The organism is Streptococcus cristatus, from assembly GCF_003943505.1.
Lineage (GTDB): Bacteria > Bacillota > Bacilli > Lactobacillales > Streptococcaceae > Streptococcus > Streptococcus cristatus_E.
In genome coordinates this window covers 1-517 of record NZ_RJPS01000126.1, presented here as the reverse complement: position 1 = coordinate 517, position 517 = coordinate 1, and the positions used below count along the sequence as shown (strand labels likewise).

The following is a 517-nucleotide window of genomic DNA, read 5'->3' as shown; positions in this document are numbered from 1 at the left end:
TACGCCTTCTTCCAATTGAACAGTGAAGTTTTGGTCCTTGCTTGCATCATCATCAAAGTTTTGTGGATCCTTGAACTCATCGTTCACAACCTTGTAACCTTGGTTAGTCAATTCTTTCAACTTCGCAAGGTATTGGTCACGGCTAATTGGTTCGCCTGACTTACCGCCTTCTGAGATCTTAGCCAATTCTTTCTTAGCTTGGTCTACGAAGGTGATGGTTGCTTTTTGATCNGCCTTCTTGTANGTTACAACTTCATCGGCTGGTTTNGCTGAGTCTGCTGTAACCTTCACATCTGCTACGCTTGCTTTGTCTGCTACGTAACCCTTGATGTCTGGTGAAGTTTGTCCCTTGATCACGTCATCTTGTGATGTCCATGGGCCTTTTTCTACGATCGCTTTCGTTACGACGTTGATCTTCAGAATACGCGTGAATTTAGCGCTNTCTGTGAAGCTTGGTGCTGCTTCTTTACCATCTTCGTATACGTACTTGATCGTACGGCTCAATTCCTTCACAGCT

Annotated in this window: 1 protein-coding gene; it reads right to left on the bottom strand. The window is 44.4% G+C overall.

Annotation, left to right across the window (positions count from 1 at the left end; genetic code table 11):
- A partial coding sequence (locus D8792_RS11580) for a mucin-binding protein (protein WP_446677409.1) occupies positions 1-513 on the bottom strand: 513 nt, incomplete at its 3' end.
- Positions 514-517 lie beyond the last annotated feature (4 nt).